Here is a 16,363-nt window from a genome sequence, read left to right on the forward strand (position 1 = left end):
AAACTCCACCTCGTGGAATTTAGTCCTACAAGGTGGAATTTAACTTTACAAAGTGGAATTTACTTTTTCAATTGACCTAAATTTTCCCCGAGTGCCGCACGATCTCGCACTACAAATTTTGTTCCGGTTCAGCCGATTCTGTTCCTAAAACCACGCTCTCTGCTTGTTGCAGTTCCCTCCGCTGTTTTTCTCAGATTTATCATCGAAAAAGAGAAACGCAGAAGTTTTCGTTTTCTTCTGCGCTCCCCTTCTTTCTCCTACTTAGGTCCTTTTATATATTTTATATCTCATTTTCCATTCCAATCAGATCGAATTTCTCGCAGCTTACCACAATCTCGAAATCATCTTTTTGCGGCTTTTTACATTTCACTTTGACGATACGGTCCGTCATGTCATAATACCAGCCGGTTTTTGCCTCGTCAAAAGCGTCTCTGATGAGGAACCGTGGAATCTTCTCTCCATCCACGCTCACCCAATAAGCGCCTTTTTTCTTGCTCACCACATTCAGGTGCAGATTTTCCCAGCTTTCCTGATAGGATCCTGTCTTATGGAAATGAATCCGTTTTCTGTCACCTGCTTTGACGGATATTTTTGTTTCGGCAAAGACGCCTGCCTCATACTCGTTTGACCATCCGTCGTCATCATAATATGTAAACTCTACGTCCTGTTCGCAGCTTACGAACAGATCCAGTGTCTTCATCGTATCTTTTGCGATGTGATGGATATCCTCGGTCGTCATATAGACTGCCGCACCTCTTAAAAACATCGGAATGGAGCTCAAATCTACCGGAAACTGGATCGTCTGTCCACCCTCATATGCTTTAAAATGATCGTTCATATCATACCAGATCGTTCCCTTTGGCAGATAGACCGTTCTCGTCTCTGCGCCTTTCTCTACCACATTTGCAACCAGAACGGACGGACCGAACATAAAGGTCAGGTTCTCATCGCGGTAACAGTCCAGATCCTCCGGAAATTCCAAAAAGAGCGGGCGCATCACCGGCATTCCGTTTTCATGCGATTCCCGCATTACGGAATACAGATACGGCGTCATCCGATAACGCTGCGCATATGCCTCCTGCACATACGGCAGATTTTCTTCATACATCCATGGCTGGGTAACTGTATTGTCATTGTTCGCTGAATTGATACAGAAACGCGGCTGGAAAATCCCATTCTGGATCCAGCGGAGCAGCAGCTCGCTTTCCGGCGCCGGCCCCGCAAAACCACCGATATCACAGCCTGCATTGGACATTCCGGACAATCCCATTCCGATCAGTGTCGCAATATTGAATTTCACCGTTTTCCAGTCTGTCAGGTTATCCCCTGCCCATACTTGCGCATAACGTTGGATTCCCGCATATCCTGCCCTGTTGATGATATAAGGACGCGCTTTCGGATATACTTCTTTCAATGCCTCTTTCCCGGTATATGCCATCATATTAGACTGAATGATTTTCAGTTCCGCCATCGTACCGCCCATTCCCTCATGGTCACAGTAAGCGTTTCTGTCTTCTACACCATCATACTCGCAATTATCATTCCATACCGTACGCATTCCCTTTGCCATCAGATTTTTTTTCAGCAGTTCTTTCCATGCCTCGCGTCCGGAGGGCTTTGTAAAGTCTACAAACCGTCCCTCTCCACCCCACCAGCGACCTCTGTAATCTTCTGTTTTGTCCGGTGTTTTCACAAACGCGTCCTTTTCTTCAAATACATTTCTGTATGGGTGATTTTTCAGGATTCCCGGTTTCATGTTCGGGATCACATTGATTCCCATCTCATGCTCCATTTTCTCAAAAAATCCCTCCGGATCCGGAAATCTCTTCTTATTCCAGTTAAATACATAACGCAGATTATCCTCTTCGCCGGAAGAGTAACCGCTTGCAAGCCAGAAATTGTCGATATAGATCTTTTCATCAAAATGTTTCCGGATCACTTTGTAGATTTCTTCGTCGCAGTTCTGTTCCAGTTCCGCATAATACATGGTAGACGCCGTGTATCCGAGAGACTGTTTCGTCGGCATTGCTTGACGTCCCGTCAGATAGGTATAACGCTCCAATACCGAATCCATCCCCGGTCCGTTGATCAGAAACAGATCGATGTCTCCGCCGTCCGCCTGATAATAACAATAGCTGTCCCAGTAGCCGCTGCGCTCATTTCCCATATCAAATACAGCGTCATAAGAATTGTTGTAAAACAGTCCCAGTGCATGCAGATTGTTCTCATTGACACGGATATAGAACGGAACATGTTTGTACAGCGGTTCACCGAATTCCGGGTCGGCTCCGATGGCATCTTTCGGGGACATTCTCAGATGGCGTCCTTTCTTATCCAAATGCCCGGTCTTCTCACCGAATCCGTAAAAATGATCCGTCTCTGCCTGGATCTCTGAGTAATGTGTGATCCGTCCAAGCTGATCCTTGTCAAATGCACGCTCTTTCAAATCACTGTAAATCAGTTTTCCCTCTGTATCATATAACTGGAACTGGATCGGCTGCTTTTTCATCACCAGCTTCAAAGTTTCTGTACGGAAAACAAGTTCATCCTCTGTCTCCTCACAGGAAACATTTTTCGCCTTGATCCGTGTCCGCTCCTCTTTGAACAATTCATCCAGTTCGTCTTCCCATGCCGTTGTAACAAGCGCGTAGGAAGCCTCTTTAAATTTCCGGTCAAAGGACACCCGGATCCGAATAATATCGTCCGTCATAAAGACGAGCTTGATATCTCCCGCATTCCCCTGGATCAGATAACCATTCTCCGTTTTTTCCATTCCACAATATTTTCTCAATAACATAATTTGTTACTCCTTTTTTATATCCGTCCCGAATCCCCGGTCTGTTGAATTTGAAAAAGGAGCGTATCGCACGCCCTGTGCGGCGGAATGCAATACCTCCTTTTTCAAGTTTCGCTCAAATTGTCAATATTCGGATCAAACCAAACCTAATAAGGTCGGAATTCCCATGGACAATGCCGGTATATAAGTAACTGCCAGCAGAATACCAAGTAATACCGCAAAATACGGAAGCAGTGTCTTTGTCACCTGCTCGATCGTGATCTTACTGATACCGCATGATACGAACAATACCGAACCAACCGGCGGCGTCATGCTTCCCATACACATGTTGAAGATCAGCATAACACCAAACTGGATCGCCGACATTCCAAGACTTTCCGCGATCGGCAGAAAGATCGGCGTGAAGATCAGGATTGCCGGTGTAATATCCATAAACATACCGATAACAAGCAGGATAATGTTCATCAGAAGAAGCAGGATATACTTATTATCCGTAATTGCCATCAGTCCGTTACTGATCGCTGCCGGGATTCCGGAATATGCCATTACCCATGACATTGCAGACGATGCCGAGATCAAAAACAGGATGATACCGCTTGTGGCAGCGCTGTTCAGCAAGATCTTCATAAAGGATTTCATATTGATACTCTTATACACAATGGACAGGATCAGGCAGTACAGCACACATACCCCAGCCCCCTCGGTCGCGGTGAAGATACCGCCTACGATACCGCCGATCACGATCACGATCAAAAGCAGGCTCGGGATCGCCTCAAATGTGATCTTCAGCGCTTCTTTCAGAGGTACGAATCCGGTCGTCGGATATTTATGTTTCTTTGCATAAATAAACGCAACGATCATTGTTCCGAGTCCCATTAAGATTCCCGGAATATAACCGGCCATAAACAGCGCGGAAATGGATACGCCGCCCGCTACGGTCGAATATACGATAAATGCACTTGTCGGCGGGATCAGAAGTCCGGTCGGCGCCGACGCGATATTTACCGCTGTTGCAAATGCCGGATCATATCCCTCTTCTTTCTGGATCGGATAGATACATCCGCCCATTGCGGATGATGCCGCTACCGCAGAACCGGAAAGCGCTCCGAACAGCATATTTCCGAGTACGTTTGCCTGTGCAAGAGATCCCGGGATCCATCCACAGAACAATTTTGCAAAATTTACAAGTCTTCGCGCAATACCGCCGTTATTCATGATATTTCCCGCAAGAATGAAAAGCGGTACTGCCAACAATGAAAAACTCTCTACTCCTCCGTTCATCTTCTGCATGGTGATAAATGTGATCTGATCCCATGACAGTGAAGACAGGGCAGTTACAATAGATGAAACTACGATGCTGACAGAAATCGGGCATCCTAAAAACAACAGCACTCCAAATACAGCGAACAAAAGTATAGTCGTTACAGCAATATCCATTACGCTTCCCCTCCTTCTTCCTCTTCGATCACATTTCCGGTCACATCTTCATAAATGTTGATGCTCTGTGCCAGAACGATAAACACTCCTGAAATCGGCGCCATACTATATACAAGCCCTCTGGAGATTCCCAGAAGTGCAGAATATTCTTTCACTGCGCTCAACGCCAGTTTTGTGCCTCCGATGATGATGACAAACAGCGCGAACACAAGGATCAGCGCGTCAATGACTGTCATCAGCACTTTTTTACGTCCCGGAGACAGTTTATCTCTCACCAGTACAAGCGCCATGTGCTGTCTTGTACTGAATGCATATGCCGCTCCGATAAAACCGGTCCAGATCAGCAGATATCGGACAATTTCTTCGGTAAACGCCGCCGGACTGTTCAGCACATAGCGGGTAAATACCTGATACAAGACCAGAAGCGTCATGGCAGATAACAGCACCGCCGCAATTCTGGACAACAGAAAATTCATTCCTTTTTTGATTTTCGTCAATATTTCCTGCATGGTTTTCCCTCCTATCTTACAGATTCAATGATGTCAAGAACCTCTGCAACACCCGGATAACGGTCGCAGTACTCGTCTACCATTCCTTGCGTTGCTTCGCGGAATGCATCCTTGTCCACATCCTCTACGAATTCGACACCCATCTCGTTCTTGGCTTCCTCTACCGCGTCGTTGATCGCCTCTTCCCACAATACTTTGTGGCTGTCTGTCGATTCCTGTGCCGCCTCCAGGATGATCTGCTGGTCTTCCGGACTGATCGTCTTCCATACTTTTGCGCTCATGACCATAACATCCGGGATCATCGCGTGTTCATCTTTTGAATATACTTTACAGATTTCTCCATGTTTACCGGTTGTAAGCGCCGTCTCATTGTTCTCTGTTCCATCGATGATACCCGTCTGGAGCGAGGTATACACATCGCCGTAAGACATGGCAACCGGAGTCCCGCCCATTACGTCTAGCATATCGGTCTGGGATTCCATATCCTGTACACGGATCTTCAAACCTTTCAGATCTTCCGGCGTGCGGATCGCTTTATCCTTTGTATAGAAAGAACGTGCTCCGGAAGTATAGTAAGTCAATGTTACAAATCCCTCATCCTCTGTGGAAAGGAAAAATTCGTGCATCTCATCCGAATCCATTACATGGTAAAAGTCCTCTGTATCATCGAAAATGTACGGAAGACCGAACGCATTGTACCCCTCCTCGTAGGTCGCCAGGATCGGAGCCGCGACTTTTGTCATAGCGATCACACCTGCCGTGAGCTGCTCCATAGATTCCGTCTCGCTTCCAAGCTGTGCGTTCGGGAAGATCTCTACTTTGATCCTGCCGTCTGTACGCTCTTCCACTTTCTCGGCAAATTCTTCCATTGCGATATGCACCGTATGTGTTTCGCTCAAACCATGGGATAACGTCATCACCATCGGATTTTCTGCGGTCGCCTCTTCACTGGTTGCCGCGCTTTTCGCTCCGCAGCCAGCCAGAAGCCCTGCGCACAATCCCATAGTAAGCAGTATTGAAATTGCTTTTTTCATGTCGTCTCATTCCTTTCTTTTACATTCCGATCATGTCAAACTGTTCAAATGACACAATCACTTCATAGTTCTTCTTCGGATTTTTATATTTGATCTGTACAGATTTCAGTCTCTGACTGTAATACCAGCCCTCTTCTGCCGCCTCAAATTTCTTTCTGTGCAGGAAATGAGGAAGATCATGTCCGTCTGCTTTTACCCAGTACGGAGCCTTTTCCCGGAGTTTCCCAAACAAAAGGATATTAAGGAATAGCCTGTGTTTACTTGCTTGCAGAATACTGATGTATAAGAGAATGACACTTGAAATATAGTGTCTTTTTTATAATATAAAAAAAGATTAAAAATTTGATTATCCGCATAAACACAGGGACTTTAAGCAATATGAATGAAAATACAAAAGAAATTTACCACTAATTTACTACGATTGAAAGAACCTTGATACGACAAAGAAAACAGCATAAAAAAGCAAAAATGGCATTTCATACAGAATATGAGATGTCTTTTTTGTTGGTACGATACAGCATAGGTATTCTTTTTCTGCTTGACTATCAATCATTTTTTAGAACATGAATTGTCAAGAGCCTGTTGCGTAAGCAATGCTTGCACTCTTGATAAGACATGGGATAAAAAATTTTATGACAGATAGCAGAAAAGTAATGACTAGTAAATTTTCTAATGATATAATTACATTAAAAAGAGTGTGTGGGAGGATTATATATGAGTGCTTTATATATGTACACGTTTATGCCTATTATCTTTCTGATTGTTGTAACTGCTATGTGGTTACTTCATAAAGTGAAAAAAACAAAGTTTATTAAGAATAAAGCAACATCAGAATACGAAAAACAGAAATATGAGAAGTGGGAAAAAAGAATTGAAATAACAGCAATAGTAGGACTGATTGTTGTATGGATATTCTTAGGAATACCACACATTTTAGATGTTCCATATCTTGTAACAGGAAATTTAAAGGAAGCTATGGGGATTGTAACTGGTGGCGATGCTGTAACTGAAGAAAAAGAAATTGACCGTTTAATTTGTATAGATGATGAGTTATCAGGAAAAGAAGTTTATGTTAGTTGCCATGCAAAAGGAATACATAAAGGAGAATTTGTTGTTGTTCAATATCTTCCACATACAGAAAGAGGCTATATTGTAACAAAGGGAGAAAAATAAAGTGTTAAAAATAATTTTGAGTGTTATATTTATATATCCACTGATAAATTTAGTTATTGAGAAATTAAATAAGAAAACGGAAAAACATTCAAATAGGTTATTTTTATCTCCGATATATAAAAATGTATTTCATCTACTGTCCTCTGCCTTTGGAATTATTGGCTTTATTTTAGTATTTGTATGGGGATTTAATAAAGTATTATTTCATTGTATTTTTTTAGCTTTTTGTATTTGCATTACTGAATTTATTGCAGGAATGTTTAAAAAATATAATGTTACAATTCTTAGAAATGAGCTTTGTATAACCTCTTTTCTCGGAACGAAAATTTTACTACGATATAAAGACATTAGTCGTATAGAAAACAGAGGACGTTCTGGTTTAATACTTTATTCAAATAGTGGGGAAGTTATATCAATACCAGTTGAATGTGTAGGATATAATGACTTTGAAAAACTGTTGCACGATAAAGGTTTTAAATTTTAACTAATGATATATAGAATTAGTTGGACAGACGGAGTGATCCAGACACGGTGGCGGTCGAAGACATAGAGCCACGCCAGCTTGCTGGCGAGTGTCTGGTTCACTTCGTCTGTGAGCGAGCTTGTGGCGAGCGAAGATTAAGCCCCCGTTATCTAACAAGGGGGGCAGAAAAAACAAGAGACAAGAGACATTTACAAACGGAAAACGTTGTATTTACAAGGTAAAACTGCATTTTATATGGTGTGATATAAAATGTATCTATTTCACATGGCAAATATATATCAACTTATTGAGGAGGATTATGTAAATGAATATTGCAATGATTTTAATAGGTGGTCTTATTTTTCTTTCTTTTCCATTTGCGGTTTTGCAAAAAATCAAAAAAATGAAACACGAAAATACAGACGAAGCTAAGAAAAAATTAAATGTATTTCTTATTTGCATGATGCCCGTTCCAGTAATTGCTATTGTGCTTATTTTAATTGGACTAAAGGCAGTTATATAAAAGTTACTTATTTTTTAATAAATTTGACAACAGGGAGTTTTAAGAATGAAAACATTACTTTTTCAAATGATAAGTACTCTTTTGATTGTAATTTGTATGGTATCTACTTTTCTGTATTTTGTTGTTAAAAAGAAAAAAATATCAAAGACTTTGAACGATAAAGAAGATTTTTTTCTAAAAATTGGTATAGGAATTATTTTATTGATAGTACTTTTCAAAATGTTCATTCCTACTATTTTAGATATACCACATTATCTCAAAAACGATTTCAATGTTGTTTCAGGATATGCTAGAGACAATGCTAATGGAAAAGGTAATATTAGATGTGTTACAATAATAAATCCAAAAAGCAAACAAGAAATATATGTAGAATTTTCTTATTCTTATAAAGTAAATAAAGGCGATTATTTAAAAGTTAAATATTTGCCTTATACGAAATATGGCATACTTCTAGAAAAGAAAAGTATTGATTAGACAATTATTTGGAAGTTTAGATTATACAAGACAATTTATTAAAAATAGATAGTTATAACGTTCACTTAATACAAGCAGTTGGTCTTAGGATTGACTGCTTTTTCTATACAGATTTTTATTAACAGGCAATTATCAAGATACGGTAGTTGCCTTTTTGGATTGGAGGAATTTTAGAATGAATGATAAAAACTTTATTGAAGAATTAAGGAAAAAACGTGAAAAATACGGTGTAACACAAACTAGGCTTGCGGTTTCCTGTGGTATCAGTCGTGAGTATTATAACCGCATTGAAAAAGGCAAACAGCCATTGAATAATGAATTAAAGGAAATCATAGAAAAACAGATTGAGCGTTTCAATCCACGAGAACCGTTGTTCTTACTGATTGATTACTTTCGTGTCCGCTTTCCTACTACGGACGCATTAAAGATTATCCGTGATGTACTGCAACTGAAAGCCGATTATATGCTGTATGAAGATTATGGAAAATACGGATATGAAAGCAAATATGTGCTTGGAGACATCAATATCATGTGTTCCGTGCAGGAACATTTAGGAGTTCTATTGGAACTGAAAGGCAAAGGCTGTCGGCAACTGGAAAGTTATCTACTGGCACAGGAACGCTCATGGTATGATTTTATGCTTGATTGCATGACGGCTGGCGGTGTGATGAAACGGCTTGATTTGGCTATCAATGACCGAGCAGGAATATTAGATATTCCAAAGTTAAAGGAAAAATATATGGCTGGGGAATGTGTTTCTTATTTCCGTAAACAGAAAAATTATGGCAGTACAGAAAAATGCGGTGATGATATGCCAAAGAATACAGGCGAAACTTTATATCTTGGTTCAACAAGTAGTGAATTATATATGTGTGCTTATCAAAAGAACTATGAGCAGTATGTCAAGAGTGGCACAGAAGTTGAAGATACCGAGATTAAGAACCGTTTTGAAATACGCATGAAGAATGAACGAGCCTATTATGCTGTTGTAGATTTACTGACTTATCGGGACGCTGAACGTACTGCTTTTTCTATCATCAATCATTATGTCCGCTTTGTAGATAGAGAGGACGATAAACCGAAAAGTCAATGGAAAATGAATGAGGATTGGGCGTGGTTTGTAGGGGATAACAGAGAGCCGATACACTTAACTACAAAACCAGAGCCTTATACGTTGCAAAAGGCATTGCATTGGCTACAAAGACAGGTTGCACCGACCATAAAAATGGTACAGGCATTAGACAGAGAAAATCATACAACGATACTGAAAGATATGATTGAGCAGGCAGAACTCAAAGACAAGCATAAACACTTATTGCAATTAGAAAAATCAACCATAGAAGAACGTATAGATACCGCTGTTCCACAAGAGAATGACGGTATTTTTTAATTTCTTCAAAAAATCTGCAACAAAACGGCTACTTGCGTACAGATATGGTGCGAGAAAAGAAAATCTAACTTTTTTTCAACATTACTCATTAAATCGAGGTTTCCATTCCCTATATGGAGTGAAAGAAGAAAAGTTTTTGAAAAAAATGTCGGAAAATCGAGTTGAGTGGACAGTGTTCTATGAAAAGAGGAAAACTATCAGCAATTTGTATCCAAACAGGTAGTAACAGTTGAGTGTTGGTGTGAAAAGAAGAAACTCTTTTAATTTCTACTTAACAATCCGTAGTTTCCGTTCCCTATATGGAGCAAAGAAAATCTTATATTCCATAGTTGGCAGTTACGGCGTTGCATGGGTAGTTAGGGTGTGAAAAGAAAATCAGATTTTTTCATCACCAACTTAGCAGAATGACACTTTCTTTCCCTATATGGTGCAGGAAAAGAGAAAAGTTTTGAAGATTGGTTACGCTTCTGCTCTTTTCCAACGCGGTATATAGGAAAGACGATTTTCTTCTTTCGTGTTCTTTGACAACTGAATAAAGCAGTTCAATACGTTTGACAGACAGCGAGCCGTTGAAACAGATATGCCATGACCTTTTCCCTGCTAAAGCGAGCGAACCTTATCTGTGTTCCTGTAAGAAACTTGTCCTTTCCTACCGCCATGACCTGTTCTGTCTGATAATGATACTCCCGTACAGCCACAGCTTGAGCGTTCAGAGCGTCGCACGCAATGGGTACGGCTACATAAGAACTATGCAGAGGTGGAACTCCTGTGGGCTATGACAAAAGCCGTTGAATTGCTTAGAAAAGATTTTTACAGAAAGGGGGTATGTGTTATTGCTGATATTGTAAAAACAAGGCAGGAAAAGACAGATAATAAGCGTAGCATTGGCAACAGAGGAAAAACAAAGATTGTTGTAAAAGAGCATTTTTCCGAAAAGGGAAAGACAATGGAAGAACTTCTGACGGATGTTATGCTGGAAAAAGCAAAGCAGACAATCGCATAAAATCGGTGCAGTTGTAAGAAATAGATTGAATGACAAAAAGTACCCGTGTTATACTTTACTTGCAAGCAGGTATTGTAAACACGGGTTAGTTATAAAGGAGGATAACTGACAATGAAACAACAGATTTACAATACTGCACTTTATCTTAGGTTAAGCCGAGATGATGAATTACAGGGCGAAAGTTCCAGCATTACCACACAAAGAAGTATGTTGCGTCTATATGCAAAAGAACATCATTTGAATGTGATTGGTGAATATATTGATGACGGCTGGTCGGGAACAAATTTTGAAAGACCGAGTTTCCAGAGAATGATTGAAGATATAGAGGCAGGAAAAATCAACTGTGTTGTAACGAAAGACCTTTCCCGACTTGGCAGAAATTATATTATGACAGGACAATATACAGAATTGTATTTTCCCAGCCATAATGTCCGTTACATAGCGATTGACGACGGTGTAGACAGCGAAAAAGGCGAAAGTGAGATTGCACCATTTAAGAATATCATCAATGAATGGGTGGCAAGAGATACAAGCCGTAAAGTGAAATCTGCATTTAAGACAAAATTTGCAGAGGGTGCATATTATGGGGCTTATGCTCCGTTAGGATATAAGAAACACCCCGACATCAAAGGAAAACTGCTGGTTGATGAGGAAACAAAATGGATTGTTGAAAAAATCTTCTCCCTAGCCTATCAAGGTTACGGTAGTGCAAAAATCACAAAGGTACTGCGAGAAGAAAAAATCCCGACAGCGTCTTGGTTGAATTTTACAAGGTACGGTACTTTTGCACATATCTTTGAAGGCAAACCCGAAAGCAAGCGTTATGAATGGACGATTGCTCATGTTAAGGCAATTTTAAAAAGTGAAGTCTATATCGGAAACAGCGTTCATAATCGACAATCAACAGTTTCATTCAAGAGCAAGAAGAAAGTGCGTAAGCCTGAAAGTGAATGGTTTCGAGTAGAAAATACCCATGAGCCGATTATTGATAAGGAAGTGTTTTATCGTGTGCAGGAACAGATAAAATCAAGGCGTAGACAGACAAAAGAAAAAGCAACGCCGATATTTGCAGGGCTTGTCAAGTGTGCGGATTGTGGCTGGTCTATGCGGTTTGCGACAAATAAGGCGAATAAAACGCCTTACAGTTATTATGCTTGCAGTTACTACGGGCAGTTTGGCAAAGGTACTTGTTCTATGCACTATATCCGTTATGATGTGCTGTATCAAGCCGTATTGGAACGATTGCAGTATTGGGCTAAGGCAGTACAGCAGGACGAAGAAAAGGTGTTGAATAAGATACAAAAGGCTGGCAATGCAGAGCGAATACGGGAAAAGAAGAAAAAGGCAAGTGCTTTGAAGAAAGCCGAGAGCCGACAAAATGAGATTGACCGCTTGTTTGCGAAAATGTACGAAGATAGAGCCTGTGAGAAGATAACGGAACGAAATTTCATCATGCTGTCGGGGAAATATCAAAAGGAGCAGATAGAACTGGAACAGCAGATAACCAACCTAAGAGAAGAATTAAGTAAAATGGAACAGGATATGATAGGTGCTGAAAAGTGGATTGAGTTAATCAAGGAGTATTCCGTACCAAAGGAACTGACAGCACCGTTATTAAATGCAATGATAGAAAAAATCCTTATTCACGAAGCAACAACGAATGAGGATAACGAAAGAATACAGGAAATAGAGATATACTACCGATTTATTGGAAAAGTAGACTGATAAATAGGGTTCATATCTTTAACTAAGGGAAACTGGTGGATCACATCCAGATAAATGTCTTCAACCGTTGTCTTATAATCGCCCGCATTCCGGAAAGAAAATACCGTCTGTTCTCCCGCTTTGACGTCCAGAACTGTCTTTAAATATCCTCCGTTTTCATAATCCATTGTCTCTCCGTCATCTTCATAGATCACAAAAGAACTGTCTTTATCCGGCGCGCAGAGAATATTCAATCCGGTCACTTTCTCTGTCATCAGATTGTTCATCTTATTCAATGCCATCGGCACGATCGCTCCACTTCTGACAAAAAGAGGGATACTTCCCAGATCGACCGGAAATTCGATCGTCTGTCCGCCATCATAACGCTCTCTCGTATAGAAATCGTAAAATACCTCGCCCTCCGGCAAATATACCCGACGTGTCTTTGCTCCCTTTTCTACTACATTTGCAACGAAAAGCGCATCGCCAAACATAAAGTCGACGCCCTCATCATAGCAGTTCGCATCGTTCTGGAATGCACTGCAAAGCGGTTCCATGATCGGAAGTCCGGTTTCATGCGCACGTTCCATCAAAGAATACAGATACGGGATCAGTTGATAACGGAACTCGATCGCTTTCTTAATGTACTCTTTACAATCACTGTACATCCACGGCTCTGTTACCGTATTGTCCGTATTCGTAGAATGAATGGAAAATCTCGGCTGGAAGATCCCGTTCTGGATCCATCTCACAAGCAGCTCTGCCTCCGGAGCCGGTCCGTAAAATCCGCCGATATCACATCCCTGATTGGCTACTCCGGAAAGTCCCATTCCGAGGATCGTTGCAATATTGTACTTCAATGCCTCCCAGCATGTTAAATTATCTCCCGCCCATGTCTGTGCATATTTCTGAATACCACAATGACCGGAGCGACACACGATATACGGTCTGCGATTTTCAAATGTCTCATGTACTGCCTCGTCTGTAATATGACACATGATATTGGACATCACGGATTTCAACTGACCGATCGTCGCGCCTTTCCCCTCAAAATCACAGCGGCAGTCCTTATCGATCATACTGTCGTATTCGCAGTTGTCGTTCCATATGGAGCTTGTACCGTATTCCAGCACATTTTCTTTCAGCATCGCTTTCCAGTTGTCACGCGTCTGCTGACTGGTATAATCTACAAAAACACCTTTTCCGCCCCACCATGTTCCGATTCCCGGCTCGTCACTGTCACTCGCCTTAACAAACATTCCTTTCTCCTGCATCTCTTCTTTCTTCGGATGAAGCAGCAGGATCCCCGGTTTCACATTCGGGGAAACACAGATTCCCCGTTCTGTCATTTGCTGAAAGAAATCTTTCGGATCCTTAAAACGTTTCTTATTCCATGTAAATACACAGCGTTTGATGCCCTCTTCTGTTTCGATCGCACAATATCCCGAGGAAAGTTGGAATCCGTCTACCGGGATCCCCTCTTCCTTTGTTGTATCAATAAATTCCAAAATTGCATCATCACAATCCTGCTCCAGCTCCGGATAATACATCGAGGAACCAAGATACCCCAGCGCATAACGTGGAAGCATCGCAGATTTTCCGGTCAGATCCGTATAACGCTCTACAATGTCGCGCATCTTCGGTCCTGCGATCAAAAAGAGGTCAATGTCTCCGCCATCCACACGATAAGTACTATGCGGTTTCCAGTAGTTGCTCTTCTCACGTCCCATATTAAAATCGCATTCATATGTATTGTGATAAAAATATCCGACAGCCTTTTTTGTCTTCTTGTTCAGCTTAATATAAAACGGAATATGTTTATACAGAGAATCGGTTTCTTTCGGATTATATCCCATGGCGTCTTTCGGGCTCATATTCATAAATTTCTGCGCCTTATTGAACTCCCCGCTCTTTTCGCCGAAACCGTAAAAACAATCGTCCGCCGTGATCTCACTCGTATGGATCCGACGATGGTTGCTGTCCTCCATATAAGCCAGATCCACAATGTCTGCATGAATCTGTGTGCCCTCGGCATCATAAACACAAATACGGAACGGTTCTTTCTCCACTTCCACACGCAGAAGTTCACCTTGGATCACTGCTTTTTCCGCCCCGTCAGTCAATTCTGCTTTTGCCGTCCGGATACGTTTCCGATAATTTTTCATAAAATCATCCATCCGGTCTTCCCATGCAGTTGTCACCAGACTATATGATTCCTCCGCGAAATCACCGTCAAATCCCGCCCGGATCCTGATGATCGAATCTGTCAGAAACCAAATGCGGATTTCTGTGCCGTCTGTCAGCACAGAAAAATAATTTTCCGTCTGCTTTACGGCCTCTGCCTGTAAACATACTTTCATGCTCGTTCTCCTTCTCTTGTTTTTTTGTGGAACAGATGTCCATCTCCGTTCCGATTTCTAAAAATATTATAAAAAAACAGAGTGAGAAAAAGTAGACAATTTTTGTCCTATTCCATCAAATATTTTACTTTTTTTGCGATTTTCAATCTTGTCATTTAGATTTTTTTATGCTAATCTTCTCTTAAAAGAAATCACTAATTTTATTTTTTGGTAAATATACACAAAATGCAATCATCTATTTTGTGCAAAAAGGAGATTTGAATACAATGCTAGACACTGCTGCAATTATTATTTCACAGGGAAAGAAGATCGCCTATGCTTATGCGGAAGGAGTCAATGACAATATGACCCAATCGCATTTTCACGATTTTTTTGAATTATACTATCTTCTGGACGGAGAACGACTGCATATGATCGAAGGGGAAACTTACCATTTTACAGCCAACGATTTTGTTCTGTTTCCCCCGCATATCATGCACTATTCCTATGGTGAGAAAGATATGCCTTTTAAAAGAATTGTCCTCTATTTTACACCGGATCTGATCACAGATGAGGATGTACGGCAGAAACTTTTAGAAAAAGTTACGATTTTTACAACACAAAGTCTTAAAGCAAGTTCTATTCTACCTCTGCTTCAGGACCTGACCCGCGAGTTGGATTCCCCCGGCAAATACCACGATGCATTTATATCTAATCAATTAAACAGACTTCTGCTAAGCATACTGCGTCTGGAATTTAATGCAGCAAAAAGTATACCTAAGACACGTTCTGCGCAAGCTGTTGACTATATCCATACCCATTACATGGACGATATCTCTGTCAATCAGTTAGCCGAGATGCTCTATATCAGTCCCTATCATCTGTGTCATGAATTTAAAAATGCAACGGGAAAAACCATCATACAGTATTTGAATACAACCCGGATTCTCCATGCGCAAAGACTCATGCTGGAGACCGACTATAATATTACCCGTATCAGCCGGGAAGTCGGATTCTCCAACCTGACTCATTTCAACCGCATCTTTAAAAAAGTAACCGGGGTCAATCCAAGCGAAAAGAAAAAACAATATAAAACAAATAAATGGTAATCATGTCTTTTGATTACCGTTTATAAAAAAGAATTCTGTAAAGTAGGATTCTTCACCTGCGGTGGGTTGCTTCAACAACATATTTCCTATACAATAAAAAAGTTCGTAAACATCATTGTCTACGAACTCTCAAACTCCCCCTGTTGGACTCGAACCAACGACAACTCGGTTAACAGCCGAGTGCTCTACCGACTGAGCTAAGGAGGAATATCTAATTAATAAAGGTATATACCTTCAAAACTGCATACAAAAAATGAACATCACTTTGTTCCTATCACCTGTCTGGTTATGCCCTCGACCTATTAGTAACAGTCAGCTCCATGTGTTACCACACTTCCACCTCTGCCCTATCTACCTCGTCGTCTTCAAGGGGTCTTACTAACTTGACGTTATGGGATATCTCATCTT

General features: G+C 41.0%; 12 protein-coding genes, 1 tRNA gene, 1 rRNA gene and 2 pseudogenes. 8 read left to right on the forward strand and 8 right to left on the reverse strand.

The window, feature by feature from the left end:
• Window positions 1–280 precede the first annotated feature (280 nt).
• From I2H87_RS13490 to I2H87_RS13510, 5 genes and pseudogenes are all read right to left on the reverse strand, one after another.
• Window positions 281–2,797: a TIM-barrel domain-containing protein gene (locus I2H87_RS13490; protein WP_195610284.1), complete on the reverse strand. Its 2,517-nt coding sequence runs from the start codon at window positions 2,795–2,797 to the stop codon at window positions 281–283.
• A gap of 135 nt (window positions 2,798–2,932) precedes the next feature.
• Window positions 2,933–4,234 carry a TRAP transporter large permease gene (locus tag I2H87_RS13495; protein WP_009268193.1) on the reverse strand — a complete coding sequence of 434 codons (1,302 nt, stop codon included), beginning with the start codon at window positions 4,232–4,234 and terminating at the stop codon, window positions 2,933–2,935.
• Window positions 4,234–4,743: a TRAP transporter small permease gene (locus I2H87_RS13500; RefSeq protein ID WP_195610286.1), complete on the reverse strand. Its 510-nt coding sequence runs from the start codon at window positions 4,741–4,743 to the stop codon at window positions 4,234–4,236. The genes I2H87_RS13495 and I2H87_RS13500 overlap by 1 nt, the downstream gene beginning before the upstream one ends.
• An 11-nt stretch (window positions 4,744–4,754) precedes the next feature.
• Window positions 4,755–5,777, reverse strand: coding sequence for a TRAP transporter substrate-binding protein (locus I2H87_RS13505; protein WP_117551049.1), 1,023 nt, complete (start codon window positions 5,775–5,777; stop codon window positions 4,755–4,757).
• 19 nt (window positions 5,778–5,796) lie between these two features.
• A pseudogene (locus tag I2H87_RS13510) lies at window positions 5,797–6,087 on the reverse strand (hypothetical protein); the annotation flags it as partial.
• A 404-nt stretch (window positions 6,088–6,491) separates the two neighbouring features.
• Between I2H87_RS13510 and I2H87_RS13515 the strand changes: the two are divergent.
• The 7 genes from I2H87_RS13515 to I2H87_RS13545 all read left to right on the forward strand — a co-directional run bounded on the left by I2H87_RS13515 (window position 6,492) and on the right by I2H87_RS13545 (window position 12,528).
• A complete protein-coding gene (locus I2H87_RS13515; RefSeq protein ID WP_095903339.1) occupies window positions 6,492–6,950 on the forward strand; it encodes a hypothetical protein in 459 nt (152 codons plus the stop codon).
• A gap of 1 nt (window position 6,951) precedes the next feature.
• Window positions 6,952–7,434, forward strand: coding sequence for a hypothetical protein (locus tag I2H87_RS13520; protein WP_095903338.1), 483 nt, complete (start codon window positions 6,952–6,954; stop codon window positions 7,432–7,434).
• A gap of 304 nt (window positions 7,435–7,738) precedes the next feature.
• Window positions 7,739–7,936, forward strand: coding sequence for a hypothetical protein (locus tag I2H87_RS13525; protein WP_095904778.1), 198 nt, complete (start codon window positions 7,739–7,741; stop codon window positions 7,934–7,936).
• A 45-nt stretch (window positions 7,937–7,981) separates the two neighbouring features.
• Complete coding sequence (locus I2H87_RS13530; protein ID WP_095904777.1) at window positions 7,982–8,410, forward strand: hypothetical protein; 429 nt, start codon at window positions 7,982–7,984, stop codon at window positions 8,408–8,410.
• A gap of 175 nt (window positions 8,411–8,585) precedes the next feature.
• Window positions 8,586–9,800 carry an XRE family transcriptional regulator gene (locus tag I2H87_RS13535; RefSeq protein WP_095904776.1) on the forward strand — a complete coding sequence of 405 codons (1,215 nt, stop codon included), beginning with the start codon at window positions 8,586–8,588 and terminating at the stop codon, window positions 9,798–9,800.
• A gap of 775 nt (window positions 9,801–10,575) precedes the next feature.
• Entirely contained in the window at window positions 10,576–10,803 is a 228-nt protein-coding gene (locus I2H87_RS13540) for a tRNA wybutosine-synthesizing protein 3-like protein (RefSeq protein WP_095904774.1), read from the forward strand.
• Between the two features lie 111 nt (window positions 10,804–10,914).
• Window positions 10,915–12,528, forward strand: a complete 1,614-nt coding sequence (locus tag I2H87_RS13545) for a recombinase family protein (RefSeq protein WP_095904773.1) — start codon at window positions 10,915–10,917, stop codon at window positions 12,526–12,528.
• A 32-nt stretch (window positions 12,529–12,560) separates the two neighbouring features.
• Here the strand turns inward: I2H87_RS13545 and I2H87_RS13550 are convergent.
• Window positions 12,561–14,867 (reverse strand): annotated as a pseudogene (locus I2H87_RS13550) (glycoside hydrolase family 31 protein); the annotation flags it as partial.
• Between the two features lie 266 nt (window positions 14,868–15,133).
• On the opposite strand from I2H87_RS13550, the gene I2H87_RS13555 reads away from it, so the two are divergent.
• Window positions 15,134–15,955: a helix-turn-helix transcriptional regulator gene (locus I2H87_RS13555; RefSeq protein WP_009268197.1), complete on the forward strand. Its 822-nt coding sequence runs from the start codon at window positions 15,134–15,136 to the stop codon at window positions 15,953–15,955.
• Window positions 15,956–16,089: 134 nt separating this feature from the next.
• On the opposite strand, the gene I2H87_RS13560 is transcribed toward I2H87_RS13555, so the two are convergent.
• Together I2H87_RS13560 and I2H87_RS13565 are read right to left on the reverse strand one after the other, a co-directional pair.
• A tRNA-Asn gene (locus I2H87_RS13560) sits at window positions 16,090–16,162 on the reverse strand.
• A 75-nt stretch (window positions 16,163–16,237) separates the two neighbouring features.
• Window positions 16,238–16,363: ribosomal RNA gene (locus I2H87_RS13565) — 23S ribosomal RNA — on the reverse strand; the annotation flags it as partial.

This window comes from Mediterraneibacter glycyrrhizinilyticus, assembly GCF_015560805.1.
GTDB lineage: Bacteria > Bacillota > Clostridia > Lachnospirales > Lachnospiraceae > Schaedlerella > Schaedlerella glycyrrhizinilytica_A.

What these genes read in the sequence shown, in the direction of transcription:
- I2H87_RS13530 (WP_095904777.1), top strand. Translation starts at nt 7,982, where the DNA reads ATGAAAACATTACTTTTTCAAATGATAAGTACTCTTTTGATTGTAATT.
- I2H87_RS13500 (WP_195610286.1), bottom strand. Translation starts at nt 4,743, where the DNA reads ATGCAGGAAATATTGACGAAAATCAAAAAAGGAATGAATTTTCTGTTG.
- I2H87_RS13505 (WP_117551049.1), bottom strand. Translation starts at nt 5,777, where the DNA reads ATGAAAAAAGCAATTTCAATACTGCTTACTATGGGATTGTGCGCAGGG.
- I2H87_RS13540 (WP_095904774.1), top strand. Translation starts at nt 10,576, where the DNA reads ATGACAAAAGCCGTTGAATTGCTTAGAAAAGATTTTTACAGAAAGGGG.
- I2H87_RS13495 (WP_009268193.1), bottom strand. Translation starts at nt 4,234, where the DNA reads ATGGATATTGCTGTAACGACTATACTTTTGTTCGCTGTATTTGGAGTG.
- I2H87_RS13525 (WP_095904778.1), top strand. Translation starts at nt 7,739, where the DNA reads ATGAATATTGCAATGATTTTAATAGGTGGTCTTATTTTTCTTTCTTTT.
- I2H87_RS13515 (WP_095903339.1), top strand. Translation starts at nt 6,492, where the DNA reads ATGAGTGCTTTATATATGTACACGTTTATGCCTATTATCTTTCTGATT.
- I2H87_RS13555 (WP_009268197.1), top strand. Translation starts at nt 15,134, where the DNA reads ATGCTAGACACTGCTGCAATTATTATTTCACAGGGAAAGAAGATCGCC.
- I2H87_RS13545 (WP_095904773.1), top strand. Translation starts at nt 10,915, where the DNA reads ATGAAACAACAGATTTACAATACTGCACTTTATCTTAGGTTAAGCCGA.
- I2H87_RS13490 (WP_195610284.1), bottom strand. Translation starts at nt 2,797, where the DNA reads ATGTTATTGAGAAAATATTGTGGAATGGAAAAAACGGAGAATGGTTAT.
- I2H87_RS13535 (WP_095904776.1), top strand. Translation starts at nt 8,586, where the DNA reads ATGAATGATAAAAACTTTATTGAAGAATTAAGGAAAAAACGTGAAAAA.